The organism is Streptomyces sp. WM6378, from assembly GCF_001279695.1.
Lineage (GTDB): Bacteria > Actinomycetota > Actinomycetes > Streptomycetales > Streptomycetaceae > Streptomyces.
Map to the genome: position 1 here is coordinate 46036 of NZ_LGDD01000291.1, position 21191 is coordinate 67226.

A 21191-nucleotide genomic window follows, 5' to 3' on the forward strand; every position below is an offset into this window, starting at 1 on the left:
TCCGACAAGGGCGGTCAGCCCCGGCCCTGCGCGCCGCTCGCCCGGCGACGCAGTAGCCAGGTGCCGCCCACGGCGGCCGCGGCCAGTACCGCCGCGCCCACCGCGATCTTGGTGGTGTCGGGGCCGATGCTGCCGCCGACCCCGGTCTTCACATGACCCCGCGGGTCGTTGGTGTCCCAGGACTTGTCGTGACCCCGCTGGTCGTTCCAGGCCGACGGCTTGTCCTTGCCGCGCGGGTCGTTCCCGTCCCAGGACTTGTCCTTCTCCCGCTGGTCGCCCCAGTCCCACGACTTGTCCTTGCCGCCCTGCGGGTCGCCCGCGTTCCAGGACTTGTCCCTGCCCTTCTGGTCCCGGTCGCCGCCGCCGGTGACGGTCAGCTGGGCATCGGCCACCTTGCCGTTCTCGCAGCTCACCCTGATGCGGAAGGAGCCCGGCTTGGCCTGTGGGGCCACCTGGAACTGCCCGGCGAGCACTTCCCTGTGCGTGGAGGCAGACATCGGGAAGTCGCCCGAGCCCACCGCGTTCGCATCGCCCGTGGCCCGCCCCGCCGGCCCGCAGACGGTGGTGTTCGCGGTCACCGTGGTGCCGGGCGCGGCGCTCGCCGGCCACAGCTCCAGCGAACCGCCCGGCTCGCTGTTGGCGTACGCGAGCGAAGCCCCCGGACCCAGCACGGCGGCGGACGCCAGCAGGGCACTGGTCAGGAGTCGGGCTGTACGCATGGATCCTCCGGGGACGAGGCAGGGCTTCTGCCTTCGACCTAAGAGGCGCACGGGCCGCTCCGCCCGTCGGCGGGGTGCGAAAGAGTGACCTGGTGCGGGCCGTACGGGTGAACCGTCACCCCGGGGCGATCACGTCCCAGGGCGCCTCCTCGTACGCCCGCCACACCACCTTCATCAGCTCCGCGTCGACCGCGAACTCACGCTCGTCGATCCGGCCCACCGGGGCGATGCCGCGCGAGTTCATGACGAAGGCCGCGCTGTACGCGTCGAGCCCGCCCAGGGTCACCTCGCGGTGGACCGACTTCAGGCCGTACGCCGCGAGCCGGGGTTCGAGCACGGCCATCGTGATGCCGATCAGCGCGGGACGGTTCGGCCAGACCACCGAACTGCCGTCCCAGAACGCGATGTTGGTGATAGCGCCCTCGGCGACGACCCCGCCGGGGCCGGTCAGCAGGGCCTCGGTGAAGCCCTGGCGTTCGGCGAGGCGGACGTAGTAGCCCTGGGCGAAGTGGCCGAGGTGTTTGAGGTGGGCGACCGGGCGCTCGTACGGCACGGAGAGCAGCGACTGCGCGGTGGACGGTATGTCGGTCGGCTCGTTCACGACGACCATCGGGGTCGGCGCGTCGGCCGGCCCGTACACGTAGACCCGTACCGTCGCGTCCGACCGGCCCGAGGTGCCGAGTGCCTGCCCTATCAGGGAGCGGATCCGTTCGCCGTCGAGACCGGGGCCGAACAGCTCGCGGGTGGCCCGGTCCAGGCGGGTCAGGTGGTGGGCCAGGCCGCGGACGCGTCCGTCGCGCACCTGCAGGGCGGTGAAGTGGCCGTAGCCGCCGGTCAGCGCGGGAATGAGCAGGTTCTCGGCATCGGCGGGGCGGCCGTCGATCTCGACGTACGGAAGTGTCATGGGCTTCAAGATAGTTCGCCGCCGGTCCGCGCTTGACCTCAAGCAGACTTGAGGTTGAATCCTTCTCGGCATGGACATCACCACGGCCGGACCGGCTGTTTCCCCGGTTTCCCCCGCTCTGAAGCTCACCGTTGTTGTCGCCTCCAACCGCGAGGGCCGGTTCGCGCCGGTCGTCGCCGACTGGTTCCTCGCCCGGGCCCGCGAGCACCACGGCCTCGACGTCGAGGTGCTCGACCTGGCCGAGGCCGAACTCCCGACCGCCATCTCCCACCACCCCTCGCCCGCCGTAGCGGCCCAACTCGCCGTCATCTCACCGAAGTTGGCGGACGCCGACGCCTTTGTCGTGATCACCCCCGAGTACAACCACTCCTTCCCCGCCTCGCTGAAGAATCTGATCGACTGGCACTACGTGCAGTGGCAGGCCAAGCCCGTCGGCTTCGTCTCGTACGGCGGGATCTCGGGCGGTCTGCGGGCGGTCGAGCAACTGCGGCAGGTCTTCGCCGAGATGCATGCCGTCACCGTGCGGGACACGGTCAGCTTCCACCAGGCGCACGGACTCTTCGACGAGGACGGCGAACACCGCGAGCCCTCGCAGGCCGACGCGGCGGCGAAGAAGATGCTCGACCAGGTGGCGTGGTGGGCGCGGGCGCTGCGCGAGGCGAAGGAGGCGCGTCCGTACGCGGGCTGAGGGGGCAGCATTGGGCGGTCGGAATCTGTCAGTTGATCATCGCCAGCTGATAGCTGATAGCTGATAGCTGATAGCTGATGGCTGATGGCTGTCAGCCGACCGCCCATCCCCCGACCGCCCATCGCCCAACCCTCAACCTCCCGGCAGCGACACCATCGCCACCGCGCCCCCGCCCTCCGCGTTGCTCAGCGCCACCTCCGCGCCGATGACGTGGGCCTGGCCCAGGGCGATGGTGAGGCCGAGGCCGGTGCCCTGGCCGCGTTCCTTGGCGCCGGTCACGAAGCGCTGGGGGCCGTCCTTCAGGAGGCGTTCGGGGAAGCCGGGCCCGTGGTCGCGCACGCTGACCGACGTGCCGTCCACCGTCACCTCGACCGGCTCCGCGCCGTGCCGCCGCGCGTTGGCGATCAGGTTGGCGACGATCCGCTCCAGGCGGCGCGCGTCGGTGCGTACGAGGGTGTCCGCGCCGCCGGGGTCATCCGCGGCCTGCTCGGGGCGGCGCGCCAACTCGACGGCCCAGCCGCACCGTTGGAGGATGCCCTCCACGGTGCGGTCGAGCGGGAGCACCTCCAGGTGGGGCTCCTCCGCGTTCGCGTCGAGCCGGGCGACCTCCAGGAGGTCCTCGGTCAGGGTGCACAGGGCCGAGACCCGGTCCCGCACCAGCTCGGTCGGGCGGCTCGGAGGCAACAGCTCGGCGGCCGTGTGCAGCCCGGTCAGCGGGGTGCGCAGCTCGTGCGCCACGTCCGCGGTGAAGCGCTGCTCGGCCTCCAGGCGGCGCTGCAACGACGCGGCCATCGTGTCGACCGCGCAGGCCAGTTCGGCCACCTCGTCCTGGCGGCCGGCGGGGGCCGACTGGCCGATCCGGGCGTCGAGTTCACCCCGGCTGATCCGGCGCGCGGTGGCCGCGGCCGTACGCAGTTCACGGCTCAGCCTGCTGGCGAGCCCGGCGCCGCCGAGCGCCGCGAGCCCGACCACCACCGCGCCCCAGGCCACCAACTGGCCGTCCAGCTCCCGGAGTTCGTCCACCATGGCGTCCAGTGGCTGCCGCACCGAGAGCACCCGGTCGCCCACGGGCCGCGCGGCCCACACCGCCGGATGCGGTCCTTCCAGGTCCAGGAAGGTGCTCCGCTTTCCGGCGTGGGCGGACTTCCGCAGCGGCTCGGGCAGGTCCGGGTGGTCGAGCGCGGCCTCGGTGTCGCCGTGGTCGACCTGGCCGGTCAGCTCGTACAGCTGACGTACGCGAATGAGCTGGGCGGTCGCGGACTCGCGGGCGGTGGCGGCGACCTGCGCGGCGCGCGACTGGTGGATGAGCAGGCCGATGGTGACCGCCACCAGGGCGCAGCCCGCCGCGAGCAGTGCGGCGATCTTCCAGCGCAGGCTCAGGCCCTGGGTCAGCCCGCGGGCGCGGGCGAGCAGGGCGCGGCACCGGCGCCGCGCGGCGCGCATCACGAGGCGCCCTTCCCGCTGTCCGGGCCGCTCGTCCACGTCTTCGCTCCGCCCGTCTTCGCAACTCCGCCCGACTTCGCAGGCCCTGGCGTTTTGCGCGGCCCGGGGGTCTCGGGCTCGTCCGTGGTGTCCTTCGTGTCCGGGCCCTTCGGGGCGATGCCCTTGTACGTCTTGATGTCGCTCACGGGGGAGAGGCGGGCCCCGTCCCAGCGGTAGCGGACCGCCTGCTCGGCGCCGTCGTCCGCGGCGCCCCGCGTCACCAGATCGGTGCCGACGGCCTCCACCGCGAGGCGGGTGCCGACGGTGTAGAGGATGGGAACGATCCGGCCGTCGCGGACCGTGTAGACGATGACGACCGTGCGCCGGGTCTCCAGATCCGCCGCGACGATCAGTTCGGGCGAGCCGTCGTGGCCGGTCAGGTCGTGGAGGACCGGCGGGCGGATGCCGGGCCGTCCAGGGTGGTCGATCACGGGCAGCCGGACGAGGGTCTTGGCGCGCGGGTCGGCCTTCAGGATCGCCATCGGGTTCATGCCGCGCAGTCCCTCCTTCGGCACCTTCAGCGATTCGGGGAGCGGGACGGGAGCCTCTCCCCGGCCGGACGCCGTCGCGCCGTCGCGCCGCGCCTCGCTCTCGTACCAGGCGGGCCACAGCTCCTGGGGACTGGGCTGGAGGGCGACCGTGGAGGCCCGGGCGCCCTCCACGAGACCGGAGCGCGAACCGCAGCCGGAAATGGCGAGGGCCACCGCGGCGATGCCGAAGGCGGCGATGCTCGCGATGGCGGCGGCGCGGAGAATCCGGAAGGTCTGGATCATGGTGGGATGCCGGGGGTAGGGAAGGCGGCCGGAACACCGGCACTCCCGTCGACACTAGGAGCGGATCATCACGGAAACCGGGACAACATGTAACAGCCGTGCGTACGCTCCGCACCGGCCGGCGGGTTCGGGACGTAGGACCCTGCCGGACGACTCTTGTCATCCCGGCCGGACCCGGCCGAACCACCGAGGGAGGACGCCGTGACATCGGCCGATCGGCTGACCGCGCAGGCCACGACCGTGCAGACCATGATCGTGCAGACCACGACCGACAGCGCCGACAAGGCGGCGGCGCTCGCCCGCGGCGCGGTGGAGGCCCGCCTCGCGGCCTGCGCGCAGATCGTGGGCCCCGTCACCTCCGTCTACCACTGGGCGGGCGGCATCGAGACGACGCAGGAATGGCAGGTCCTCTTCAAGACCACGGCCGCCCGCTACCCCGAGCTCGAACGCCACCTCCTGGCGGCCCACGACTACGAGACCCCCGAGATCATCGCGACCCCGGTGGTGGCCGGCAGCCCGGCCTACCTGTCCTGGATCACGGCCGAAACGGTCGCCCGATGACCGCCGCCGAGCCGCCGCTCCCCTTCTTCGTGTACGGCACGCTCCGCCCCGGCGAGCGCTACTACCGGAGCTTCCTGCAAGGCCGTACGGTCTCCGAGCGCCCGGCGCTGCTCGGCGGCGCCCTCCTGTACGACGGTCCCGGCTACCCTTACGCCATAGCCGGGGACGGCACGATCGCCGGCACCCTCATCGAGGTCGCCCCCGACGACTACCCCGAACTCCTCGCCGCGCTCGACGAGTTGGAGGAGTACATCGGACCCGGCCACCCCCGCAACCTCTACGACCGCCTGGTGCGCGAGGCGCTGGTGGACGGCCGGCCCGTACGGTCGTGGACCTACCTCGCCGCGCCCCGCCTGGCCCGCGAGCTGATCGCCGGCGGCACCCCGATCCCCGGCGGCGACTGGCTCACGTGGCAGGACCGGCCCGCTCCACCCGTACCGCGCACGCCTTGAACTCGGGCATCTTCGAGACCGGGTCGAGCGCCGGGTTCGTCAGGTTGTTGGCCCGGCCCTCGCCCGCCCAGTGGAACGGCATGAACACCGTGTCCGAGCGAATGGCACCGGTCACCCGGGCCGGAGCGGTGGCCCGCCCGCGCCGCGAGGTCACCGTCACCGCGTCGCCGTCACCCACCCCGATCCGGCCGGCGAGCAGCGGATGCATCTCGACGTACGGGCCGGGCGCGGCGGCGTTGAGTTCCGGCACCCGGCGGGTCTGCGCGCCCGACTGGTACTGGGCGAGCACGCGGCCCGTCGTGAGTACCACCGGATAGTCGGTGTCGGTCTCCTCGTCCGGCTCCCGGTGGGTGACCTCCACGAAGCGGGCCCGCCCGTCCTCGGTCGCGAACCGGTCGAGGAACAGCCGGGGCGTGCCCGGATGCCCCTCCTGCGGACAGGGCCAGAACACCCCGTCCTCCGCCTCGATCCGGGCATAGCTGATGCCCGCATAGTCCGCCGCCCCGCCCGCCGACGCGAGCCGCAGCTCCTCGAACACCTCCTCGGGATCGACCGGAAACCCCTTGGCGACCGACTCCGAACCAAGCATCCGCGCAAGGGAGTTGAGGACTTCGAGATCGCTGCGTACGTGCTCCGGAGGCGTGACCGCCGCCCGCCTCAGCAGCACCCGGCCCTCCAGATTGGTCATCGTGCCGGTCTCCTCCGCCCACTGCGTCACCGGAAGCACCACGTCCGCGAGCTCGGCGGTCTCCGAGAGCACCACGTCCGCGACGGCGAGGAAGTCCAGCGTGCGCAGCCGCCCCTCGATGTGGGCCGCGCGCGGCGCCGACACCACCGGGTTCGACCCCATGACCAGCAGCGCCTTCACCTCACCGCCCAGCGCGTCGAGAAGCTCGTACGCGCTGCGCCCCGGTCCCGGAAGCGAGTCCGCCTCGACGCCCCACACCCCGGCGACGTGGGCGCGCGCGGCAGGGTCGGCGAGCTTGCGGTAGCCGGGCAACTGGTCGGCCTTCTGGCCGTGTTCGCGGCCGCCCTGGCCGTTGCCCTGGCCGGTGAGGCAGCCGTACCCGGACAGCGGGCGGCCCGCCCGGCCGGTCGCGAGACAGAAGTTGATCCACGCGCCGACCGTGTCGGTGCCCTTGGCGTGCTGCTCGGAGCCGCGCGCGGTGAGCACCATGCCGTCCGGGGCATCACAGAACATGGCCACGGCGGCACGGAGTTGGGGCACCGGAACGCCGGTGATCTTCTCCACGAGCTCGGGCCAGTGCGCCATCACCGCGGCCCGCGCCGCCTCCCACCCCGACGTCCGCTCCCGTATGAACTCCTCGTCGGCGCGCCCCTGGGCCACCACCAGGTGCAGCAGGCCGAGCGCGAGCGCGAGGTCGGTGCCGGGGCGGGGCGCCAGATGCAGGTCGGCCAGCTCGGCGGTCTTCGTGCGGCGCGGGTCGATGACGATCAACTTGCCGCCGTTCTCCCGCAGTTCGCGCAGGTAGCGCACCGCGGGCGGCATGGTCTCGGCCAGGTTCGACCCCGCCAGGATCACGCATCCGGTCCGCGCCACGTCCGCCAGCGGGAACGGCAGCCCCCGGTCGACGCCGAACGCCCGCTGATGCGCGGCCGCCGCCGACGACATGCAGAACCGCCCGTTGTAGTCGATCTGGGAGGTGCCGAGCACGACCCGCGCGAACTTGCCCAGCGCGTACGCCTTCTCGTTCGTCAGCCCGCCGCCGCCGAACACCCCGACCGCGTCGGCCCCGTACCCCTGGCGTACGGAGCCGAGCCGCTCGGCCACGAGCTCCAGGGCCTCCCCCCAGGTGGCCGGTTCGAGCAGGCCGGTGGCGGCGCGCCGGACGAGCGGCTCGGTCAGCCGCAGGCCCCGGGAGAGCAGCGCGGGCGCGGAACTCCCCTTGCCGCAAAGGGAGCCCCGGTTCACGGGGAAGTTCCGCCTGACGACATCGAGTCCGCCGTCCGCGCCGCTCGCGGCCCGCAGTCCCATGCCGCACTGGAGCGAGCAGTACGGGCAGTGGGTGGGGGTCACGGGGGCGGACGCGGGCGCATCTATGGGCATGCGCTCCAGGCTACGACCGGGGTGTTACACCCGCGTCCGCGCGCGGGTTACGCGGGCGGGGCGGGGGGCTCATTCTGGTCAGGGGGGAGCGGTGAGGGGGGCAGCCGTCAGCTGCCCGCCAGTGCCCTCGCAATCCCCGGCTCCTTGGGACCCAGGAACGTCGGGTCGGGCCGGAACACCACGTCAAGGAGGGCCTTGCCCGCGGCGAAGACCTCGCGGGTGCCGCCGTAGTACCAGGTCACATCGTGGACGGCGTCGACGCCGACGCCGTAGGACCGGACCCCCGCGGCCTCGCACAGCGCCACCGCGCGCCGGATGTGGAATCCCTGGCTGACCAGGACGGCCCGGTCAACGCCGAAGATCTTCTTGGCCCGTACGCACGAATCCCAGGTGTCGAACCCCGCGAAGTCGCTGACCACGCTCTTGTCCGGCACCCCGTGCTGGACGAGGTAGCCGCGCATCGCGTCGGGCTCGTCGTAGGTGGGTCGGCCGTTGTCGCCGGTGACCAGGACCGCCTTCACCTTGCCCGCCCGGTACAACTCCACGGCCGCGTCGAGGCGATGGGCGAGGTAGGGCGAGGGCTTGCCGTCCCACAGGCCGGCCCCGAACACCACGGCCACCCCGGACACCGGGGCGTCGGCCACCGTGCCGACGCGGCCGCTCGTGCTCGCGTACATCCAGGTGGCGGGCGCGAGCCCGAGCACGCACGCGGCGACGACGCCCTGCACGAGGCGGCGCCGGCCCGCGCGGGTGCGCGGCAGACGCGGTCGCTTCAGTCGGATGCGCGGCACGTGGTCCCCCTGGTGAGCTGCGTTCTGGTGATCTTCGTCGGCGTACGAGGGGATGGACGTCGCGGGCGGAGAACCGGTTCGCCGCCGGGCGCGCTCCGTACAGCTCTGTGACATGGAAAGACCCGTGACATGACCCTGCCTCTCGCGGGTGTTCCGCCGACGGCCCGGAGCCGATGCACCCCGTCCTCGCCGCCCCCGTGAGGCCATGGAAAACACCCGTCACCGCCGCGCAACGACCCGGCAACGTGCGCCCGGCAGGATCGGTTCATGACGGAGCCGGAGACGAGCCACCTCTTTCCGCACGACCACCTCTTTACGCAGAGCCAGCTCCCACGGGACCAGCCCTCCCCGCAAAACCAGCCGTTCTCGCAGAGCCGGCCGCCCCTTCCGCTCGACAGCACCGCGCAGCTCCTCACCCGCATCACAGCCCAACTGGGCAGCCAGCTCAGCCACGTACGACTGAACGGAACCCCCACCTCCATGCCGCCCCCCGCACGCCCCGCCCTCGTCGCCGTCGCGCACGGCAGCCGCGACCCCGGCGCGCTGCGGACGGTCACCGCCCTCCTGGAACGGGTCCGCGAACTGCGGCCGGGCCTCGACGTCCGGCTCGGCCACATCGAGCTGGACCGCCCGCTGCTGCCCGACACCCTGGCCGGCCTTGCGGGAGAGGCCGTCGTCGTGCCGCTGCTGCTCGGCCGCGGCCACCACGTCAAGCACGACATCCCGCACGCCCTCGCCACGGCGGGCCGGCACCTGAGCGCCCGTGTCGCGGCCCCGCTCGGCCCGCATCCGCTGCTCGTCGAGGCGCTGTACGGGCGGCTCGTCGAAGCGGGCTGGGACCTCGACGCCCGTACCGTGCGCGGCAGCGGGGTCGTGCTCGCCGCGGCCGGATCGCGCGACCCCGACTCGGCCGCAGACACCCGCCGCACCGCCACGCTGCTGAGCGAGCGCCTCGGCGGGGTGCCCGTGCTGCCCGCGTACGCCTGCGCCGCTTCTCCCACCGTGCCCGAGGCGCTGCGCGCCCTCGCCGCGCGCGGCAGGCACCGGGTCGCGGTCGCCTCGTACTTCACCGCTCCGGGACGTTTCGCGGCCGAAAGCGCGGCAAAGGCGCCGTGGATCGCGGCCGCCCCCATGGGCGCGCATCCGGCCATGGCCAGGCTCGTACTGCACCGCTACGAAGAGGCGTTGACGCGCATGCCGACGACGGCGCGTGACGCCGAACTCGCCCCCCTCCTCGCCCCCGCACTCACATCCGCCCTCGCCTCCGCCTGAGGCGAGCCCCCGAGCCGAACCGGTCTCCACCCGTGCCCGCATGTGGCGAGCCTCGATGCCCCCTTGAGCCCACTTGTCAGTGACTCCGTTTACTGTCGGTGCATGGAGTTCTATGCCGAGGCCGACACCGAACGCTGGGCCGCCGAGCCCGACAAGCGGCCCGGCCGCACCGCCTTCCAGCGCGACCGGGCGCGCGTGCTGCACTCGGGGGCGCTGCGCCGCCTGTCCGGCAAGACGCAGGTCGTCACGCCGGGCTCGCGGAGCCAGGCCTGGGACGCCAGCCCGCGCACCCGGCTCACGCACTCGCTGGAATGCGCCCAGGTGGGCCGCGAGCTCGGCGCGGCGCTCGGCTGCGACCCGGACCTCGTCGAAGCCGCCTGCCTCGCCCACGACATGGGCCACCCGCCGTTCGGACACAACGGCGAGCAGGCGCTGAACGACTTCGCGAAGGACATCGGCGGCTTCGAGGGCAACGCCCAGTCGCTGCGCCTGCTGACCCGGCTCGAACCGAAGCGCTTCGTCCGCTCGTCGGTGACGGGGGAGCCGGTGAGCGTGGGCCTCAACCTCACCCGGGCCGCCCTGGACGCGGCCACCAAGTACCCCTGGGCGCGCGGCGGCCACCCCACCGACCCGGCCTCGGTGAAGTTCGGGGTGTACGAGGACGACCTGCCGGTGTTCGCCTGGGTCAGGGAGGGCGCGACGCCCTACCTCAAGTGCTTCGAGGCCCAGGTCATGGACTGGGCGGACGACGTGGCGTACTCGGTGCACGACTTCGAGGACGGGCTGCACGCCGGCCACGTCGACCCCCTCGCGCTCGTCTCCGAGGCCGAGCGGGCCGACATCTGGCGCGTCGCGATCGGCCGGTACGTGCCGGCCGACACCGATCCGCAGGAGCTGACCGAGGCCCTGGAGCGGCTCATCGAGCAGGACTGGTGGCCGCACGGCTACGACGGCACGGCGGTCTCCCAGGCCCGCCTCAAGGACGCAACCAGCCAGCTCATCGGCCGGTTCTGCCTGGCCGCCGAGGGCGCGACGCGCGCGGCGTTCGGCACCGGGCACCTCACCCGGTACGGCGCGGAGCTGGTCGTGCCGCGCGAGGCCCGCAACGAATGCGCCGTACTGAAGGCGGTGGCCGACCGGTATGTCATGCAGCGCGACGAGCAGGAGCGGCTCCGCGCCGACCAGCGCGTCGTCCTTGCCGAGCTCGCCGAGGCGCTGACCTCCCGGGCCCCCTCCGAGGGGCTCGACCCGCAGTTCCGGGCGCTGTACGACGAGGCGGGCGACGACCGCACGAAGAAGCGGGTGATCGTCGACCAGATCGCCTCGCTCACCGACGCGGCAGCCCGCTCGCTTCACTCCAGACTCACCGTGCACCACCGGTAATCCCAGCCGCCGCCGCGTCCCAACGGAGCAAGCCCTCTTCCCCCATCACGCTCCGTGCGGGACGCTCGCAGGTGGCGGCGCCGCGCAGCAAGCACCGAGGAGGCATCAAGTGGTCGACGCAGATCGGACATTCGTCATTGTCGGAGGCGGTCTCGCGGGGGCGAAAGCCGCCGAGACCCTCCGGTCCGAGGGTTTCAACGGGCGGGTGATCCTCATCGGCGACGAGCGCGAGCACCCCTATGAACGGCCGCCCCTGTCCAAGGGGTTCCTGGCCGGCAAGGAGGAGCGCGACAGCGTCTTCGTGCACGAGCCCGCCTGGTACGCGCAGAACGACATCGAGCTGCACCTCGGCCAGATCGTCACCACCATCGACCGCGGCGCGAAGACGGTCCGGCTCGGCGACGGCACCGTCATCCAGTACGACCGGCTGCTGCTCGCCACCGGCGCCGAACCACGCCGTCTGGACATCCCCGGCACCGACCTGGCGGGCGTCCACCACCTGCGCCGCCTCGCCCACTCCGAGCGCCTGAAGCACGTCCTCAAGGCGCTCGGCCGCGACAACGGCCACCTCGTCATCTCGGGCGCCGGCTGGATCGGCCTGGAGGTCGCGGCCGCCGCCAGGGGGTACGGCGCGGAGGTCACCGTCGTCGAGCCGGAGGCAACGCCGCTGCACAACGTGATCGGCCCCGAGCTCGGCCAGCTCTTCGCCGACCTGCACGCCGAGCACGGCGTCCGCTTCCACTTCGGCGTCCGCCTCACCGAGATCATCGGCCAGGACGGCATGGTGCTCGCCGCCCGCACCGACGACGGCGAGGAACACCCGGCGCACGACGTGCTGGCCGCGATCGGAGCCGCCCCGCGCACCTCGCTCGCCGAGAACGCGGGCCTGGCCATGGCCGACCGCGCGCACGGCGGGGGCATCGCGGTGGACGCCTCGCTGCGCACCTCGGACCCGGACATCTTCGCGGCGGGCGACGTGGCAGCCGTCCACCACCCGCTGCTCGGCACCCGGCTGCGCGTGGAGCACTGGGCGAACGCCCTCAACGGCGGCCCGGCCGCCGCCCGCGCGATGCTGGACCAGGCAGTCAGCTACGACCGCGTCCCGTACTTCTTCTCCGACCAGTACGACCTCGGGCTCGAATACTCGGGGTGGGCGCCACCGGGCTCGTACGACCAGGTGGTGATCCGGGGGGACACGGGCAAGCGCGAGTTCATCGCGTTCTGGCTCAAGGAGCGCCGGGTCCTCGCCGGGATGAACGTGAACGTGTGGGATGTCACAGAGCCGATCCAGGCCCTGATCCGGGGCGGGGCCCAGGTGGACACCGAGGCGCTGGCCGATCCGGCCGTCGCCCTCGGCTCCCTCGCACCCTGAGTGTCGTACCGTCCCCGTAGACTTCATGCGTGGCAGGCAGGATCAACGATGACGACGTGAAGGCGGTACGGGACGCGGTCCCGATCGACGCCGTCGTGTCCGAGTACCTCCAGCTGCGCAACGCCGGGGGAGGCAACCTCAAGGGCCTCTGCCCCTTCCACGACGAGAAGTCCCCGTCCTTCCAGGTCAGCCCGAGCAAGGGTCTCTTCCACTGCTTCGGCTGCCAGGAAGGCGGCGACACGATCGCCTTCATCCGGAAGATCGACCACCTGTCGTTCTCCGAGGCGGTCGAGCGGCTCGCCGCCAAGGCCGGCATCACGCTGCGCTACGAAGAGGGCGGCTACAACCCCTCGCACCAGCGCGGCGAGCGCATCCGCCTGGTCGAGGCGCACCAGGCGGCCGCCCAGTTCTACATCGAGCAGCTCGGCAGCCCCGAGGCCGAGATCGGCCGCAAGTTCCTCGCCGAGCGCGGCTTCGACCAGGCCGCGGCCGCCCACTTCGGCGTGGGCTACAGCCCGGCGGGCTGGGACCACCTGACGCGTTTCCTGCGCGGCAAGGGCTTCAGCGACAAGGAGCTCCTGACGTCGGGCCTCGCCCAGGAGAGCCGCCGCAACCCCATCGACCGCTTCCGCGGCCGCCTGATGTGGCCGATCCGCGACGTCTCCGGCGAGGTGGTCGGCTTCGGCGCCCGCAAGCTGCGCGACGACGACAACGGCCCGAAGTACCTGAACACCCCCGAGACGCCGATCTACAAGAAGTCGCAGGTCCTGTACGGCATCGACTTGGCGAAGAAGGACATCGCCAAGTCCAGCCGCGCGGTGGTCGTCGAGGGCTACACCGACGTCATGGCCTGCCACCTCGCCGGAGTCACCACCGCCATCGCGACCTGCGGCACGGCCTTCGGCGGCGACCACATCAAGATCCTGCGCCGCCTCCTGATGGACAACGGCTCGGCCCGCGTGATCTTCACCTTCGACGGCGACGCGGCCGGCCAGAAGGCGGCCCTGCGAGCCTTCGAGGACGACCAGAAGTTCGCCGCCGAGACGTACATCGCGATCGCCCCCGACAACATGGACCCCTGCGACCTGCGGCTCGCCAAGGGCGACGAGGCGGTCGCCGACCTCGTCCAACCCCGAACCCCGCTCTTCGAGTTCGCGATCCGCCAGATCGTGGGGCGCTACGACCTGGAGACCCCGGCGGGCCGGGCCGCGGCCCTCGACGAGGCGGCCCCCATCGTCGCCCGCATCAAGAACGTCGCCTCCCAGCACGAGGTCGCCGTCCAACTCGCCGGCATCCTCGGCATCCTGGACACCCAGTTCGTCGTGAAGCGCGTCGCCCAGCTCGCCCGCTGGGCCCGCGACCGCGGCGGCAAGGGCCCCGCGCCCGCGCAGAACCGCCGCCAGCAGTACGAGAGCGCCGCCCCCAGAGCCGCCGCCCCCGGCCCCGCCCTGAACCTGCGCAGCCCGGCCCACCGCACCGAACGCGAGCTCCTCAAGCTGGCGTTGCAGCACCCGCACCTGGTCTCCCCGGCGTTCGACGCGTACGGCATCGACGAGTTCACCGCCCCGCCCTACGCGGCGGTCCGCCAGTGCATCCAGGAGGCGGGCGGCGCCACCGACGCGCCCTCCGACTACCTCCCGGCCGTCATGGACTCCGCGCCCAACGACGTGGTGCGCGCCCTGGTCACCGAGCTCGCCGTGGAGGCCATCCACGCCCGCACGGTCGACGAGGCGTACGCGGGCGAGCAGCTGGTGGCGGTCCGCCGCCGGGCCGTCGACCGCCGCCTCCTGGACATCCAGGGCACCCTGGCACGCCTTGGCCAGCACGGCGACCCGGCCCAACTGGCCGCAGTCCAGAACGAGTTGTGGGTCCTCCAGCAGTACGGCCAGGCCCTGCGCAACAAGGGCGCGGCGGCACTTTAACCCCGCCCGACCTTAACTCCGGCCGTCCTGGGTAGGTGTCCAGGAGAAGGCCTCCGTCCCAACTGCCGGCATCCGGTTGGGCGTTCGCGGTCCGAGAGGCGCGTGAGCGCGTCCGCGGTGGCATATCCATCCGGGTAACCACCCGGTCACACACCGGCTTCAAAAAGTCCCCGCACGCCCGTCGCGGCGACCATGTGTCGTACCCCACACTGGGTTGCGGTGCCTGAGTCCTCGGAGCGCGGCCGGCCCACCCTCGGGGGTGGGCACCTCACCCCCGCGGATCCGCTCATCGTGTACGGGACGGAATGCGGCCCGGCCGCCCCCGTCCCGCTGCCGCAATCCCCCGATCCGGCAGCGATCACCCTGGAGGTCGCCCCCGTGCAGACCCAGACCCTGACCGACAACGACGTCGTCACGGCCGTACCGCCGCAGTCTCGGGCCGTACACCACCCGCAGGCGGAGCCGGCCGGCCCCGTGCTCGAACAGGCCGCCGAGGAGGAGGCCCCCGAACCACCCGACCCGCAGCCGGGCAGGGTGGATACCGGCGGCCCGTCCTCCGACCTCTTCCGCCAGTACCTGCGCGAGATCGGCCGCATCCCGCTCCTTACCGCGGCCGAGGAGGTCGAGCTCGCCCGGCGCGTGGAAGCCGGCCTGTTCGCCGAGGAGAAGCTGGCCAACACCTCCGACCCGGATTCCCAACTCGCCGTGGATCTGGACAAGTTGGTCGTCATGGGCCGGATGGCGAAACGCCGCCTCATCGAGGCGAACCTGCGCCTGGTGGTCTCCGTCGCCAAGCGGTACGTCGGCCGCGGCCTCACCATGCTCGACCTCGTCCAGGAGGGAAACCTCGGACTGATCAGGGCGGTCGAGAAGTTCGACTACGCGCGCGGCTACAAGTTCTCGACGTACGCGACCTGGTGGATCCGCCAGGCCATGTCGCGGGCGCTCGCCGACCAGGCCCGCACCATCCGCGTCCCGGTCCACGTCGTCGAGCTCATCAACCGCGTGGTGCGCGTCCAGCGCCGGATGCTCCAGGAACGCGGCTACGAGCCGACCCCGGACGAGGTCGCCGCCCACCTCGACCTGACCCCGGAGCGGGTCGGCGAAGTGCTGCGCCTCGCCCAGGAACCGGTCTCGCTGCACGCGCCGGTGGGGGAGGAGGACGACGTCGCGCTCGGCGACCTCATCGAGGACGGCGACGCCGCGTCCCCCGTCGAATCCGCGGCGTTCCTGCTGCTCCGCGAGCATCTGGAGGCCGTGCTCTCCACGCTCGGCGAGCGCGAACGCAAGGTCGTCCAGCTGCGCTACGGGCTCGCCGACGGGCGGCCGCGCACGCTGGAGGAGATAGGGCGGATCTTCGGCGTGACCCGTGAACGGATCCGCCAGATCGAGTCGAAGACGCTGAACAAACTCCGCGACCACGCCTTCGCGGACCAGCTGCGGGGGTACCTGGACTGACGAAGGGCCGGTACGGAACGAATCCCGTACCGGCCCCAACTGCTTTGCCCATCAGTCGACTTCCGCCACCGCCTGCGCGAACTGGGCCGCGTACAGCCGCGCGTACGCGCCCTCCGCCGCCAACAGCTCGTCGTGCGTGCCCTGTTCGACGATCGAGCCGTTCTCCATCACCAGGATCACGTCCGCGTCCCGGATCGTGGAGAGCCGGTGAGCGATGACGAACGACGTGCGCCCGTGGGCGAGCCGCGCCATCGCCTTCTGGATCAGCACCTCGGTACGGGTGTCGACCGAACTCGTCGCCTCGTCGAGGACCAGGATCACCGGGTCGGACAGGAACGCCCGCGCGATGGTGATGAGCTGCTTCTCGCCCGCGCTGACCCCGGTGCCCTCGTCGTCGATGACGGTGTCGTAGCCCTCGGGGAGCGTACGGATGAAGCGGTCCGCGTGCGCGGCCTTCGCCGCCTCCTCGATCTCCTCGCGCGTGACGTCCTTGGCGGCGCCGTACGCGATGTTGTCGGCGATGGAGCCGCCGAACAGCCAGGTGTCCTGGAGCACCATGCCGATCCCGGAGCGCAGTTCCTCGCGGGTCATCCGCGCCGCGTCGACCCCGTCCAGGGTGATCCGGCCGCCGGTGACCTCGTAGAACCGCATGAGCAGGTTCACCAGGGTCGTCTTGCCGGCGCCCGTCGGGCCGACGATCGCGACCGTGTGCCCGGGCTCCACCGTCAGCGAGAGGTCCTCGATGAGGGGCTTCTCCGGCTCGTACCGGAAGGACACGTTCTCCAGCGCGACCGCGCCGCGCAGCACCTCCGGGCGCTCCGGCGACACCGTGTCGGGAGCCTGCTCCTCGGCGTCGAGCAGCTCGAAGATCCGCTCGGCCGAGGCGACCCCGGACTGCACCAGGTTCGCCATGGAGGCGACCTGGGTCAGCGGCATCGAGAACTGCCGCGAGTACTGGATGAACGCCTGCACGTCACCGATGGACAGCGAGCCGGTCGCGACCCGCAGCCCGCCGACGACCGCCACCAGGACGTAGTTCAGGTTGGACACGAACATCATCAGCGGCTGCATGACGCCGCTGTTGAACTGCGCCTTGAACGACGCCTCGTACAGCGCGTCGTTCTGCTCGGCGAAGGCGTTCGCCGACTCCTGCTGGCGGCCGAACACCTTCACCAGGGCGTGCCCGGTGTACATCTCCTCGATGTGCGCGTTCAGCTTGCCGGTCGACTTCCACTGCTGGACGAACTGGGGCTGCGACCGCTTGCCGACCTTGGTGGCCACGACCACCGACAAAGGCACCGTGACCAGCGCCACCAGCGCGAGCAGCGGCGAGATCCAGAACATCATGACCAGCACGCCGACGATGGTGAGCAGCGAGTTGATGAGCTGGCCCATCGTCTGCTGCATCGTCTGCGAGATGTTGTCGATGTCGTTGGTCGCGCGGCTGAGCACCTCACCGCGCTTGGCCTTGTCGAAGTACGACAGCGGAAGCCGCGACAGCTTCGTCTGGATGTCCTCGCGCAGCCGGAACACGGTCTTGTTGATGGCCCGGTTGGCGAGCCGGGTCGCGACCAGCATCATGAGGCCGGCGCCCACGTACACCGCGAGGGCGGTGAGCAGGACGGTGCCGACCGCGCCGAAGTCGATGCTGCCGCCCGGGGTGAAGTCCACGCCCGAGAGCATGTCCGCCAGGCCACCCTGGCCCTTGTGCCGCAGGGCCTCCAGGGCCTGCGCCTTGCTCATGCCGTCAGGGAACCGCGGACCGATCACACCGGCGAAGACCAGGTCGGTGGCCTTGCCGAGGATCTTCGGCCCGACGACCGAGAGGCCGACGCTGACCACGACCGCGAGCAGCATCACGCTCAGGGTGGCCTTCTCCGGCGCCAGCTGTTTGACCAGCCGTTTTCCGGATTCCTTGAAGTTCATCGACCGCTGATCCGGGCCGCCGCCCATCATCATGCGTCCACCGGGCCCGCTCATGCCGCCTCAGCCTCCGTCAGCTGGGAGAGCACGATCTCCCGGTACGTCTCGTTGTCGGCCATCAGCTCGTGATGGCGGCCGGTCCCGACGACCCGTCCCTCGTCGAGGACGACGATCCGGTCGGCGTCCCGGATGGTGGAGACCCGTTGGGCGACGATCACGACCGTGGCCTCGGCGGTCTCGCGGCCGAGCGCGGAGCGCAGCGCCGCATCGGTGGCGTAGTCGAGCGCCGAGAAGGAGTCGTCGAAGAGGTAGATCTCCGGGCGCTGCACCAGGGTGCGCGCGATGGCGAGCCTTTGGCGCTGACCGCCGGACACGTTCGTGCCGCCCTGCGCGATCGGTGCGTCCAGGCCGCCCTCCAGCTGGGAGACGAACTCCTTGGCCTGCGCCACTTCGAGCGCGTGCCAGAGCTCCTCGTCGCTCGCGTCGGGATTGCCGTAGCGCAGGTTGGTGGCCACGGTCCCCGAGAACAGATACGGCTTCTGCGGCACCAGCGACACGGTCTTGGCGAGCAGGACCGGGTCGAGCGTGCGGACGTCCTCGCCGTCGACGAGCACCTGGCCGTCGGTGGCGTCCATGAGCCGCGGCACGAGCCCGAGCAGCGTCGACTTGCCGCTGCCGGTCGAGCCGATGATCGCGGTGGTCTCGCCGGGCCGGGCCGTCAGCTCGACGCCCCGCAGCACGGAGGCCTCCGCGCCCGGGTACTTGAAGTCGGCGCCCCGCACTTCGAGATGGCCGTGCCGGCGCAGTTCGAGCACCGGGCTCTTGGGCGGCACCACGCTGGTGTCGGTCCCGAGGACCTCCTCGATGCGCTCGGCACAGACCTCGGCGCGCGGCACCATCATGAACATGAAGGTGGCCATCATGACGGCCATCACGATCTGCATGAGGTACGCGAGGAACGCGGTGAGCTGGCCGATCTGCATGTCGCCGCTGTCGATGCGGTGCGCACCGAACCAGACCACGGCCACCGACGAGACGTTCACGACGGTCATGACGGTCGGGAACATCAGCGCCATGAGGCGGCCGGTGGCGAGGGAGACGTCGGTGAGCTCGGTGTTGGCGCCCCGGAAGCGGCCCTGCTCGTACTCGTCGCGTACGAAGGCGCGGATCACGCGGTTGCCGGTGATCTGCTCGCGCAGTACCCGGTTCACGGTGTCGAGGCGGGTCTGCATGGTGCGGAACAGCGGCCGCATCTTGCGGACGATCAGCGAGACCGCGATGCCGAGGACGGGAACGACGGCGAGGAGCACCGCGGACAGCGGAACGTCCTGGCCGAGCGCCATGATGATGCCGCCGACGCACATGATCGGCGCGGACACCATCAGCGTGAACGCCATGAGCACCAGCATCTGGACCTGCTGGACGTCATTGGTGGTGCGGGTGATCAGGGACGGCGCCCCGAAGTGCCCGACCTCGCGGGCCGAGAAGGACTGCACCCGCGCGAAGACGGCGGCCCGGACGTCGCGTCCGAGGGCGGCCGCGGTCCGGGCACCGTAGAAGACGGCACCGATGTTGCAGAACACCTGGACGAGGCTGACGGCGATCATGATGCCGCCGTGTCCCAGGATGTAACCCGTGTCCCCGTTCACGACACCGTTGTCAATGATGTTCGCGTTGAGGGTGGGCAGGTAAAGGGTGGCGCTGGTCTGCAGCAGTTGCAGCAGGACCAGCAGGGCTATCGGTTTCTTGTACGGCCCTAGATGGGACCGCAGGAGTCGTATGAGCACGCGCAGGCTCTCCGGGTCGGCAAGATCGGGGGTTCGACCCCCCATCTTGCGACACTCCACCCCTGGGAGCTCAAGCGATTATCGGGGTGAAGTCAAAAGGAATAGCAAAGAGCGTATGCCCGGTCCGCGTCAAGCACCCTGGCCGAAGGCACCCGGGTGGACCTCGTCACGCGTCGCGATGTACTGCTGACGCACCGCCTGCCCCACGGCGAGCTCCTCGCCGGGCTCGAAGATCTGCGCCGCGGCGCCCTGCCAGGCCGGCGGGGTGTGCGGGGCGAGCGTGCCCTGCGAGACGCCGAGCGCCCAGGCCGCCTGCCGCGCCGCGCCGAGCGCCGCGTACTCGGCGGGCTGCGGCACCACGACCTGGGTGCCGAAAATGGCCGGCGCGGCCGCCTGCACGGCGGGCAGTTCGGCGGCGGCGCCGAGCAGGAACACCCGCCGGACGTCGACCCCGCGCATCCGCAGCACGTCCAGGGCGTCGGCCAGCGAGCAGAGCATCCCCTCGAAGGCGGCCCGCGCCAGGTGCTCGGGCTTCATCGACTCGCGCCGAAGCCCGGACAGCGTCCCGGCGGCATGCGGAAGCCGGGGCGTGCGCTCGCCTTCGAGATAGGGCAGCAGGACGAGACCGCAGGCGCCGGGGGTGGACTTGAGGGCCAGCGTGCTGAGTTCGGCGAGGTCCTCGACGCCGAGCATCTCCGCCGCGCCGCGCAGGGTCCGCACGGCATTGCTCGTATGGACGACCGGCAGATGCATTCCGGTGGCGTCGGCGAAGGACGTAATCATCCCGCTCGGGTCGGCCAGCGCCTCGTGATGCACGGCCATGACCGAGCCCGACGCGCCGAGCGAGACCACCGCGTCGCCCACGCCGACGCCGAGCCCGAACGCGGCCGCCATCGTCTCGCCCGTACCGGCGGAGATCAGCAGCCCCTCGGGGGTGGTGCCGGCGGCGTCCGAGGGCCCGAGCACCTCGGGCAGTGCCACCTGGTGGCCGAGCGCGAGCTCGATCAGATCGGGGCGGTAGAAGCCGGTGGCGGCGGACCAGTAGCCGGTGCCGGAGGCGGCGCCGCGGTCGGTGGTGCGCCGGGCGGGCCGGCCGAGCAGCTGCCACACCAGCCAGTCGTGCGCCTGGAGAACGCCGGCCGTGCGCTGGGCGGCGTCCGGCTCGTTGCGCGCGAGCCACCGCAGTTTGGCCACGGCCTGAGCGGCCTGCGGCGCACACCCGACGGCCTTCGCCCAGGCCTCCCGGCTGCCGAGCCCGTCGATGAGATCGGCGGCGGCGACCTGCGCCCGCTTGTCGTTCCCGGTCAGCGCGGCGCGTACGAGATTGCCCTGGCCGTCCAGCGGTACGAGCCCGTGCTGCTGGGCCGCGACGCCGATGGCCTGGACCCCTTCGAGCAGTCCGCCGGTCGCGGCCTCGCCGAGCGAGAGCAGCCAGGCCTGTGGATCGACCTCGGTCGCCTTCGGTTCGACCGGGTGCGGGGCGTACCCCTGCCGCAGCACGGCACCCGTGTCCGTGTCGCAGACGACGATGCGAGTGAAGGCGGAAGAGCTGTCCAGCCCGGCGACTATCCCCATGGTTGGAGATTCTGCCGCACGCGAGGGACTCCTGGGACGGCGGTGGCCGGGACAACGCTGT

The 21191-nt window shown here is 71.8% G+C and carries 17 protein-coding genes; 8 read left to right on the forward strand and 9 right to left on the reverse strand.

Annotated elements, in window-relative coordinates; translation table 11 throughout:
- Positions 1–14: 14 nt before the first annotated feature.
- Positions 15–719, reverse strand: coding sequence for a hypothetical protein (locus ADK54_RS22950; protein ID WP_053727564.1), 705 nt, complete (start codon positions 717–719; stop codon positions 15–17).
- 115 nt (positions 720–834) lie between these two features.
- Entirely contained in the window at positions 835–1623 is a 789-nt protein-coding gene (locus ADK54_RS22955) for an aminotransferase class IV (protein ID WP_053727565.1), read from the reverse strand.
- A gap of 70 nt (positions 1624–1693) precedes the next feature.
- Between ADK54_RS22955 and ADK54_RS22960 the strand changes: the two genes are divergently transcribed.
- Entirely contained in the window at positions 1694–2311 is a 618-nt protein-coding gene (locus ADK54_RS22960; RefSeq protein WP_053727566.1) for an NADPH-dependent FMN reductase, read from the forward strand.
- 132 nt (positions 2312–2443) lie between these two features.
- Here the strand turns inward: ADK54_RS22960 and ADK54_RS22965 are convergent, their stop codons facing one another.
- Together ADK54_RS22965 and ADK54_RS22970 are read right to left on the reverse strand one after the other, a co-directional pair.
- Positions 2444–3793, reverse strand: coding sequence for a sensor histidine kinase (locus ADK54_RS22965; RefSeq protein ID WP_234392169.1), 1350 nt, complete (start codon positions 3791–3793; stop codon positions 2444–2446).
- Positions 3754–4566, reverse strand: coding sequence for a hypothetical protein (locus ADK54_RS22970; protein ID WP_053727567.1), 813 nt, complete (start codon positions 4564–4566; stop codon positions 3754–3756). Before ADK54_RS22970 ends, ADK54_RS22965 begins: the two co-directional genes overlap by 40 nt.
- A gap of 249 nt (positions 4567–4815) precedes the next feature.
- Between ADK54_RS22970 and cutA the strand changes: the two genes are divergently transcribed.
- Positions 4816–5127, forward strand: coding sequence for a divalent-cation tolerance protein CutA (cutA, locus tag ADK54_RS22975; protein WP_053727597.1), 312 nt, complete (start codon positions 4816–4818; stop codon positions 5125–5127).
- Complete coding sequence (locus tag ADK54_RS22980) at positions 5124–5579, forward strand: gamma-glutamylcyclotransferase family protein (protein ID WP_053727568.1); 456 nt, start codon at positions 5124–5126, stop codon at positions 5577–5579. Before cutA ends, ADK54_RS22980 begins: the two co-directional genes overlap by 4 nt.
- On the opposite strand, the gene ADK54_RS22985 is transcribed toward ADK54_RS22980, so the two are convergent.
- On the reverse strand, positions 5533–7647 hold the full coding sequence (locus ADK54_RS22985) for a molybdopterin oxidoreductase family protein (RefSeq protein ID WP_053727569.1): 2115 nt from the start codon (positions 7645–7647) through the stop codon (positions 5533–5535). The two genes, ADK54_RS22980 and ADK54_RS22985, sit on opposite strands and share 47 nt — an antisense overlap.
- A gap of 107 nt (positions 7648–7754) precedes the next feature.
- A complete protein-coding gene (locus ADK54_RS22990) occupies positions 7755–8438 on the reverse strand; it encodes a SanA/YdcF family protein (protein WP_053727570.1) in 684 nt (227 codons plus the stop codon).
- Between the two features lie 267 nt (positions 8439–8705).
- On the opposite strand from ADK54_RS22990, the gene ADK54_RS22995 reads away from it, so the two are divergent.
- The 5 genes from ADK54_RS22995 to ADK54_RS23015 all read left to right on the forward strand — a co-directional run bounded on the left by ADK54_RS22995 (position 8706) and on the right by ADK54_RS23015 (position 15845).
- Positions 8706–9710 carry a sirohydrochlorin chelatase gene (locus ADK54_RS22995; RefSeq protein ID WP_078966559.1) on the forward strand — a complete coding sequence of 335 codons (1005 nt, stop codon included), beginning with the start codon at positions 8706–8708 and terminating at the stop codon, positions 9708–9710.
- 102 nt (positions 9711–9812) lie between these two features.
- Complete coding sequence (locus ADK54_RS23000; RefSeq protein WP_053727571.1) at positions 9813–11093, forward strand: deoxyguanosinetriphosphate triphosphohydrolase; 1281 nt, start codon at positions 9813–9815, stop codon at positions 11091–11093.
- Between the two features lie 109 nt (positions 11094–11202).
- A complete protein-coding gene (locus tag ADK54_RS23005; protein ID WP_053727572.1) occupies positions 11203–12465 on the forward strand; it encodes an NAD(P)/FAD-dependent oxidoreductase in 1263 nt (420 codons plus the stop codon).
- Between the two features lie 29 nt (positions 12466–12494).
- Positions 12495–14387, forward strand: a complete 1893-nt coding sequence (dnaG, locus tag ADK54_RS23010) for a DNA primase (RefSeq protein WP_053727573.1) — start codon at positions 12495–12497, stop codon at positions 14385–14387.
- 219 nt (positions 14388–14606) lie between these two features.
- A complete protein-coding gene (locus ADK54_RS23015; RefSeq protein ID WP_053727574.1) occupies positions 14607–15845 on the forward strand; it encodes an RNA polymerase sigma factor in 1239 nt (412 codons plus the stop codon).
- Positions 15846–15896: 51 nt separating this feature from the next.
- Here ADK54_RS23015 and ADK54_RS23020 read toward each other — a convergent pair whose 3' ends face one another.
- The 3 genes from ADK54_RS23020 to ADK54_RS23030 form a co-directional block, all read right to left on the reverse strand.
- A complete protein-coding gene (locus ADK54_RS23020; RefSeq protein WP_053727575.1) occupies positions 15897–17825 on the reverse strand; it encodes an ABC transporter ATP-binding protein in 1929 nt (642 codons plus the stop codon).
- On the reverse strand, positions 17822–19555 hold the full coding sequence (locus ADK54_RS23025) for an ABC transporter ATP-binding protein (protein ID WP_053727576.1): 1734 nt from the start codon (positions 19553–19555) through the stop codon (positions 17822–17824). The genes ADK54_RS23020 and ADK54_RS23025 overlap by 4 nt, the downstream gene beginning before the upstream one ends.
- 129 nt (positions 19556–19684) lie before the next feature.
- Positions 19685–21130: an FGGY family carbohydrate kinase gene (locus ADK54_RS23030; RefSeq protein WP_053727577.1), complete on the reverse strand. Its 1446-nt coding sequence runs from the start codon at positions 21128–21130 to the stop codon at positions 19685–19687.
- Positions 21131–21191: the final 61 nt, after the last annotated feature.

What these genes read in the sequence shown, in the direction of transcription:
- ADK54_RS22995 (WP_078966559.1), top strand. Translation starts at nt 8,706, where the DNA reads ATGACGGAGCCGGAGACGAGCCACCTCTTTCCGCACGACCACCTCTTT.
- ADK54_RS22985 (WP_053727569.1), bottom strand. Translation starts at nt 7,647, where the DNA reads ATGCCCATAGATGCGCCCGCGTCCGCCCCCGTGACCCCCACCCACTGC.
- ADK54_RS22970 (WP_053727567.1), bottom strand. Translation starts at nt 4,566, where the DNA reads ATGATCCAGACCTTCCGGATTCTCCGCGCCGCCGCCATCGCGAGCATC.
- ADK54_RS23000 (WP_053727571.1), top strand. Translation starts at nt 9,813, where the DNA reads ATGGAGTTCTATGCCGAGGCCGACACCGAACGCTGGGCCGCCGAGCCC.
- ADK54_RS23030 (WP_053727577.1), bottom strand. Translation starts at nt 21,130, where the DNA reads ATGGGGATAGTCGCCGGGCTGGACAGCTCTTCCGCCTTCACTCGCATC.
- ADK54_RS22950 (WP_053727564.1), bottom strand. Translation starts at nt 719, where the DNA reads ATGCGTACAGCCCGACTCCTGACCAGTGCCCTGCTGGCGTCCGCCGCC.
- ADK54_RS23020 (WP_053727575.1), bottom strand. Translation starts at nt 17,825, where the DNA reads ATGAGCGGGCCCGGTGGACGCATGATGATGGGCGGCGGCCCGGATCAG.
- ADK54_RS22955 (WP_053727565.1), bottom strand. Translation starts at nt 1,623, where the DNA reads ATGACACTTCCGTACGTCGAGATCGACGGCCGCCCCGCCGATGCCGAG.
- ADK54_RS22960 (WP_053727566.1), top strand. Translation starts at nt 1,694, where the DNA reads ATGGACATCACCACGGCCGGACCGGCTGTTTCCCCGGTTTCCCCCGCT.
- cutA (WP_053727597.1), top strand. Translation starts at nt 4,816, where the DNA reads ATGATCGTGCAGACCACGACCGACAGCGCCGACAAGGCGGCGGCGCTC.
- ADK54_RS22980 (WP_053727568.1), top strand. Translation starts at nt 5,124, where the DNA reads ATGACCGCCGCCGAGCCGCCGCTCCCCTTCTTCGTGTACGGCACGCTC.